Genomic DNA, 6,656 nt, shown 5'->3' with positions numbered 1-6,656 from the left:
GCTTCGGTGTGGGCAAGACGACCTTCGTGGGTGCCGTGTCGGAGATCAATCCGCTGCGTACCGAGGCCGTCATGACCTCCGCGTCGGCAGGCATCGACGACCTGTCCCACACCGCCGACAAGACCACCACGACGGTGGCCATGGACTTCGGCCGCATCACCCTGGACCAGGATCTGATCCTGTACCTGTTCGGTACGCCTGGCCAGGACCGGTTCTGGTTCATGTGGGACGACCTGGTGCGCGGTGCCATCGGCGCCGTCGTCCTCGTGGACACCCGGAGACTCGCCGACTGCTTCCCGGCGGTCGACTATTTCGAGAACTCGGGCCTCCCCTTCGTCATCGCCCTCAACGGCTTCGACGGCCACCAGCCGTACACGCCGGAAGAGGTCAGGGAAGCGCTCCAGATCGGGCCCGACGCGCCGATCATCACCACCGACGCGCGCCACCGCGCCGACGCGAAGAGCGCGCTGATCACCCTGGTCGAGCACGCGCTGATGGCCCGCCTGCGCTGATCGCGGCCCCGGCTGCCACACACCGTGGGCCCGGCAGCGGGCCCCCGGTGCCGGGCACGGCGCGCGACGCGATACGCCCGTGCCCCGGCCGGAAAACGGTGGCGCCCCGGCGTGGAATACGCTGGGGTGTCAGCCCGGCTCCGGTCACCAAAGGACATCGCACCCGTGCGCATCGCAAGGTTTTCCCTCGACGGGAACGTCGCGTTCGGCGTCGTCGAAGGCGACGCGAATACCGAGGGCGGACCCGTCCTCGACATCATCAAGGGCCACCCCTTCGCCGAATTCGAGCGCTCGGGCCAGAAGCTGCCCCTGGACAAGGTGCGGCTGCTGCCGCCCGTCCTGCCCAACAAGGTCGTCGCCATCGGCAGGAACTACGCCGAGCACGCCAAGGAGCTGGGCAACGAGGTCCCCGACGCGCCCGTCGTCTTCTTCAAGCCCTCCACCTCCGTGTGCGGTCCCGGCGACCCCGTCACCTACCCGTCCTTCTCCTCCGAGGTCCACCACGAGGCCGAGCTGGCCGTGGTCATCGGCCGCATGTGCAAGGAGGTACCGCGCGAGCGCGTGAAGGACGTCGTCCTGGGCTACACCTGCGGCAACGACATCACGGCCCGTGACGCCCAGCGCCGCGAGGAGCAGTGGGCGCGGGCCAAGGGCTTCGACTCCTCCTGCCCCCTCGGCCCCTGGGTCGAGACCGAGCTGGACCCCGCCGACCTGGGCATCATGTGCACCGTCAACGGTGAACAGCGCCAGCTCGGGCGCACCAGCGAGATGGTCCGCTCCATCGAGGACCTGGTGGTCCACATCACGGAGGCCATGACGCTGCTCCCCGGAGACGTCATCCTCACCGGCACCCCCGCGGGCGTCGGCCCCCTGAACGTCGGCGACGAGGTCGCCGTCACCATCGAAGGCATCGGCACTCTCACCAACAAGGTGATCAAGCGTGACTAACGCGACGAACGACGTCCGCGTACGTTTCTGTCCCTCCCCGACCGGCAACCCCCACGTGGGCCTGGTCCGCACAGCGCTCTTCAACTGGGCGTTCGCCCGGCACCACGGCGGCAGCCTCGTCTTCCGCATCGAGGACACGGACGCGGCCCGCGACTCCGAGGAGTCCTACGAGCAGCTCCTGGACGCCATGCGCTGGCTCGGCCTCGACTGGGACGAGGGCCCCGTCGCGTTCGACGGCTCCGGCGAGGGCGAGGTGGGCCCGCACGGCCCGTACCGCCAGTCGCAGCGGATGGACATCTACCGCGACGTGGCGGCGAAGCTGCGCGAGGCGGGTTACGCGTACCCCTGCTACTGCACCGCGCAGGAGCTGGAGGAGCGTCGCGACGCGGCCCGCGCGGCCGGGAAGCCCTCGGGCTACGACGGCAAGTGCCGCGATCTGAACGACGGCGAGATCGCCGCGTACGAGGCGGAGGGCCGCAGCCACATCATCCGCTTCCGGATGCCTGACGAGCCGATCACCTTCACCGACCTGGTACGCGGCGAGCTGACCTTCGCGCCGGAGAACGTCACGGACTACGGCATCGTCCGCGCCAACGGCGCGCCGCTGTACACGCTGGTCAACCCCGTCGACGATGCGCTGATGGAGATCACGCACGTGCTGCGCGGCGAGGACCTGCTCTCCTCCACCCCGCGCCAGATCGCGCTCTACAAGGCGCTGACCGAGCTGGGCCTGGCCAAGGCCACGCCCGCCTTCGGGCACCTTCCGTACGTGATGGGGGAGGGCAACAAGAAGCTCTCCAAGCGTGACCCGCAGTCCTCGCTCAACCTCTATCGCGAGCGCGGCTTCCTCCGCGAGGGACTGCTCAACTACCTCTCGCTGCTGGGCTGGTCGATCTCCGAGGACCGCGACATCTTCTCGCTGGACGAGATGGTCGCGGCCTTCGACATCGCCGACGTGAACGCGAACCCTGCGCGCTTCGACCTCAAGAAGTGCGAGGCGATCAACGCCACGCATCTGCGCGAGATGCCCGTCGCGGACTTCGCAGCGGCTTGCGAGCCCTGGCTGAAGGCCCCGTACGCGCCCTGGAAGCCGGAGGACTTCGACCGCGCCGCCTTCGAGGAGCTGGCCCCCCTGGCGCAGACCCGCCTCACGGTCCTCTCGGACATCACGGCCAACGTCGACTTCCTCTTCCTGCCGGAGCCCGCCGTGGACGAGGCGTCCTGGGCGAAGGCGATGAAGCCGGGCGCTGTCGAGCTGCTGGGCACGGCCCGCGAGAAGCTGGCGGCGGCCGAGTGGAAGGCCGAGCCGCTGAAGGAGGCCGTCCTGGCGGCGGGCGAGGAGCACGGCCTGAAGCTGGGCAAGGCCCAGGCGCCGGTCCGCGTCGCGGTCACGGGCCGCACGGTCGGTCTGCCGCTCTTCGAGTCGCTGGAGGTGCTGGGGCGCGAGCGCACCCTGGAGCGGGTGGACGCGGCGCTGGCGAAGCTGCCGGAGCCGTCGGAGCCGTCCGAGGGCTGAGTCCGGGCGGGCCCCGGAGGGCGCTCCACGCGCGGTTCCCGAGGGGCCATGAGCCGATTCCGGCTCATGGCCCCTCGGCCTTTCGCGGGCGCTCTCTCAGGGGGAAGCGGGCGCGTTGGTTCCGGCGCGGAACCCGTTTTGGAGCACCGTCCACGATCAGGTAATGTTCTTCCTGTCGCCGAACGGGGCAGGGCCTAAAAGCCCGACCGGGAGGCGGTCACCCAAACAAGATCCCCGCAAGGGGTTGCGTTTTGGTGGGCTATGGTGTAATTGGCAGCACGACTGATTCTGGTTCAGTTAGTCTAGGTTCGAGTCCTGGTAGCCCAGCGCGATCTTTCTCTTCACTGCGTCAGATCGATGCCCCCGTTGTGTAGCGGCCTAGCACGCCGCCCTCTCAAGGCGGTAGCGCCGGTTCGAATCCGGTCGGGGGTACTGATCCTCAAGGGATCACGCTAGGGCCCCCGTTGTGTAGCGGCCTAGCACGCCGCCCTCTCAAGGCGGTAGCGCCGGTTCGAATCCGGTCGGGGGTACTCGGTCGAGAAAGCCCCGCACCTCACGGTGCGGGGCTTCTTTCGTGTGTACGGCCATGGGCGGGCCGACTGGCGCCCACGGAAGCGCGAGGCCCCCCTCCGGTGCCCCGCGCCGTTCCGCTCAGCCCGTGCGGCGCAGCGACTCGCTCAGCCGTGCCGCCGCGTCCACGATGGCCTGCGCGTGCATACGGCCCGGGTGCCGCGTCAGGCGCTCGATGGGGCCCGAGACGGAGACGGCGGCCACCACGCGGTTCGAGGGGCCCCGTACGGGCGCGGAGACGGACGCGACGCCCGGCTCCCGCTCGCCTACGGACTGGGCCCAGCCGCGGCGCCGTACGCCGGAGAGCGCCGTGGCGGTGAAGCGGGCGCCCTGGAGGCCGCGGTGCAGGCGCTCGGGCTCCTCCCAGGCCATGAGGATCTGCGCGGCGGAGCCCGCCTTCATCGGCAGGGTGGAGCCGACGGGGACCGTGTCGCGAAGGCCCGAGAGGCGCTCGGCGGCGGCGACGCAGATGCGCTGGTCGCCCTGGCGGCGGTAGAGCTGGGCGCTCTCGCCCGTCACGTCCCGCAGGTGTGTGAGCACGGGCCCGGCGGAGGCCAGCAGCCGGTCCTCACCGGCCGCGGCGGCCAGCTCGCCGAGCCGGGGGCCGAGAATGAAACGGCCCTGCATGTCGCGCGCCACCATGCGGTGGTGCTCCAATGCCACCGCGAGCCGGTGAGCCGTGGGGCGGGCGAGGCCCGTCGCCGCGACCAGTCCGGCGAGGGTGGCCGGACCGGACTCCAGAGCGCTCAGTACGAGAGCCGCCTTGTCGAGAACGCCGACGCCGCTAGAGTTGTCCATGCGTCGATACTCGCGTCTCAAAGTGTGAAACGCAAGTTCAATTTCTCGGGGAACCCGCCAATCTGTAATGGCGATCCCCACCGCCCACGGGGGAGGGGGCCTCCGGCCGCGGGCCGGAGGGAGGGGTGGGGCAATGGATCTCGACATGTGGCCGGCAACGCGGCCGGCCGGAGGGAAAGCGATGGGACGGACACTCGCGGAGAAGGTCTGGGACGACCACGTCGTCAAGCGCGCGGAAGGCGAGCCCGACCTCCTCTTCATCGATCTGCACCTCCTGCACGAGGTGACCAGCCCGCAGGCTTTCGACGGGCTGCGCAAGAACGGCCGGACTGTGCGCCGTACCGATCTCACCATCGCTACCGAGGATCACAACACCCCGACCCTCGACATCGACAAGCCCATCGCCGACCCCGTCTCGCGCACCCAGTTGGAGACGCTGCGCAAGAACTGCGCCGACTTCGGTGTGCGGCTGCATCCGCTCGGTGACGTCGAGCAGGGCGTCGTCCACGTCGTGGGACCGCAGCTCGGCCTGACGCAGCCCGGCATGACGGTGGTGTGCGGGGACTCCCACACCTCCACGCACGGCGCCTTCGGCGCGCTGGCCTTCGGCATCGGGACGAGCCAGGTCGAGCACGTGCTGGCCACCCAGACGCTGACGATGGCGCCGTTCCGGACCATGGCGGTCACCGTCAACGGAGAGCTGCCCGACGGCGTCACCGCCAAGGACCTGATCCTCGCCATCATCGCGAAGATCGGCACCGGTGGCGGCCAGGGCTACGTCATCGAGTACCGAGGCGAGGCCATCGAGAAGCTGTCGATGGAGGCGCGGATGACCATCTGCAACATGTCCATCGAGGCCGGGGCCCGCGCCGGGATGATCGCCCCCGACGAGACCACCTTCGCGTACGTCAAGGGCCGCGAGCACGCGCCCCAGGGCGCCGACTGGGACGCGGCCGTCGAGTACTGGAAGACGCTGCGCACGGACGAGGGCGCCGTCTTCGACCACGAGGTCGTCATCGAGGGCAGCGAGCTGGCCCCGTTCGTCACCTGGGGCACCAACCCGGGACAGGGCGCGCAGCTCTCCGCCAGCGTGCCGGACCCGGCCTCCTTCGAGGACGCCAGCGAGCGGTTCGCCGCCGAGAAGGCCCTGGAGTACATGGGGCTCACCGCGGGGCAGCCGCTGCGCGAGGTGAAGGTCGACACCGTCTTCGTCGGCTCGTGCACCAACGGCCGTATCGAGGACCTGCGTTCGGCCGCCGAGATCCTCCGGGACCGGCAGGTCGCCGAGGACGTGCGGATGCTGGTCGTGCCCGGTTCCGTACGGGTGGCGCTTCAGGCCGTCGAGGAGGGTCTGGACAAGGTGTTCACCGCGGCGGGAGCCGAATGGCGGCACGCGGGCTGCTCGATGTGTCTGGGCATGAACCCCGACCAGCTCCAGCCCGGCGAGCGCGCCGCCTCGACCTCCAACCGCAACTTCGAGGGCAGGCAGGGCAAGGGCGGCCGCACCCACCTGGTCTCCCCGCAGGTCGCGGCGGCCACCGCGGTCCTGGGGCACCTCGCCTCCCCTGCCGACCTGTCCGACGTACGCGAGCCCGCTGGAGTCTGAACCATGGAAGCCTTCACCACCCACACCGGGCGGTCCGTCCCGCTGCGCCGCAGCAACGTCGACACCGACCAGATCATCCCCGCGCACTGGCTCAAGAAGGTCACCCGCGACGGCTTCGAGGACGGGCTCTTCGAGGCGTGGCGCAAGGACCCGGAGTTCGTGCTCAACCAGAGCGCGTACGAGGGGGCCACCGTGCTGGTCGCGGGCCCCGACTTCGGTACGGGCTCCTCGCGCGAGCACGCCGTCTGGGCGCTCCAGAACTACGGCTTCAAGGCCGTGATCTCCTCGCGCTTCGCCGACATCTTCCGCGGGAACTCGCTGAAGAACGGCCTGCTGACCGTCGTACTGGCGCAGGAGACCGTCGAGCGGCTGTGGCAGCTCGCCGAGTCGGACCCCACGGCCGAGGTCACCGTGGACCTCGTGGAGCGGAAAGTCGTCGCCCAAGGCATCGAGGCCGACTTCGACCTCGACGAGAACGCCCGCTGGCGGCTCCTGGAGGGGCTGGACGACATCAGCCTCACCCTGAAGAACGAAGACTTCATCGCGGATTTCGAGTCCAAGCGCCAGTCGTTCAAGCCGCTGACGCAGCAGGCTTGAGCATCTGAGCAGCGGCTCCGTACGGTGCGCCCCCAGCCCCTCCGGGCCGGGGGCGCACCCGTGTGTTGAGGCCCCTCGAAGCGACAACTCACCCCAGATGGCACAATCG

Annotated in this window: 6 protein-coding genes and 3 tRNA genes; 8 read left to right on the top strand and 1 reads right to left on the bottom strand. The window is 69.9% G+C overall.

The window, feature by feature from the left end; all coding sequences use genetic code 11:
• The 6 genes from ACYVOO_RS17260 to ACYVOO_RS17235 all read left to right on the top strand — a co-directional run.
• Window positions 1-512, top strand: a 512-nt coding sequence (locus ACYVOO_RS17260; RefSeq protein ID WP_461016526.1) for a GTP-binding protein, incomplete at its 5' end; no start/stop codon positions are given.
• A gap of 165 nt (window positions 513-677) precedes the next feature.
• Entirely contained in the window at window positions 678-1,460 is a 783-nt protein-coding gene (locus ACYVOO_RS17255; RefSeq protein ID WP_461016525.1) for a fumarylacetoacetate hydrolase family protein, read from the top strand.
• The gene (gltX, locus tag ACYVOO_RS17250) at window positions 1,453-2,976 is read left to right on the top strand and encodes a glutamate--tRNA ligase (RefSeq protein ID WP_461016524.1); all 1,524 of its coding nucleotides are present in this window, start codon (window positions 1,453-1,455) and stop codon (window positions 2,974-2,976) included. Before ACYVOO_RS17255 ends, gltX begins: the two co-directional genes overlap by 8 nt.
• A gap of 255 nt (window positions 2,977-3,231) precedes the next feature.
• Window positions 3,232-3,303: transfer RNA gene (locus ACYVOO_RS17245), tRNA-Gln, on the top strand.
• A 32-nt stretch (window positions 3,304-3,335) separates the two neighbouring features.
• A tRNA-Glu gene (locus tag ACYVOO_RS17240) sits at window positions 3,336-3,408 on the top strand.
• 25 nt (window positions 3,409-3,433) lie between these two features.
• Window positions 3,434-3,506 (top strand) — tRNA-Glu (locus ACYVOO_RS17235).
• A 121-nt stretch (window positions 3,507-3,627) separates the two neighbouring features.
• Here the strand turns inward: ACYVOO_RS17235 and ndgR are convergent.
• A complete protein-coding gene (gene ndgR, locus ACYVOO_RS17230) occupies window positions 3,628-4,344 on the bottom strand; it encodes an IclR family transcriptional regulator NdgR (protein ID WP_453349178.1) in 717 nt (238 codons plus the stop codon).
• A 181-nt stretch (window positions 4,345-4,525) separates the two neighbouring features.
• Between ndgR and leuC the strand changes: the two genes are divergently transcribed.
• Window positions 4,526-5,950 (top strand): 3-isopropylmalate dehydratase large subunit, encoded by a 1,425-nt coding sequence (gene leuC / locus ACYVOO_RS17225; protein ID WP_461016523.1) that lies wholly within the window; start codon window positions 4,526-4,528, stop codon window positions 5,948-5,950.
• 3 nt (window positions 5,951-5,953) lie between these two features.
• Window positions 5,954-6,547 (top strand): 3-isopropylmalate dehydratase small subunit, encoded by a 594-nt coding sequence (gene leuD, locus ACYVOO_RS17220; RefSeq protein ID WP_461016522.1) that lies wholly within the window; start codon window positions 5,954-5,956, stop codon window positions 6,545-6,547.
• The last annotated feature ends 109 nt before the right edge of the window (window positions 6,548-6,656 follow it).

It is taken from the genome of Streptomyces daliensis (assembly GCF_054782395.1).
Note: the sequence above shows the minus strand (reverse complement) of the source record. Positions and strands in the feature narration are given on the sequence as shown.

Bases quoted from the DNA above. Each gene is read 5' to 3' on its own strand.
- ndgR (WP_453349178.1), bottom strand. From the start codon at position 4,344: ATGGACAACTCTAGCGGCGTCGGCGTTCTCGACAAGGCGGCTCTCGTA.
- leuC (WP_461016523.1), top strand. From the start codon at position 4,526: ATGGGACGGACACTCGCGGAGAAGGTCTGGGACGACCACGTCGTCAAG.
- leuD (WP_461016522.1), top strand. From the start codon at position 5,954: ATGGAAGCCTTCACCACCCACACCGGGCGGTCCGTCCCGCTGCGCCGC.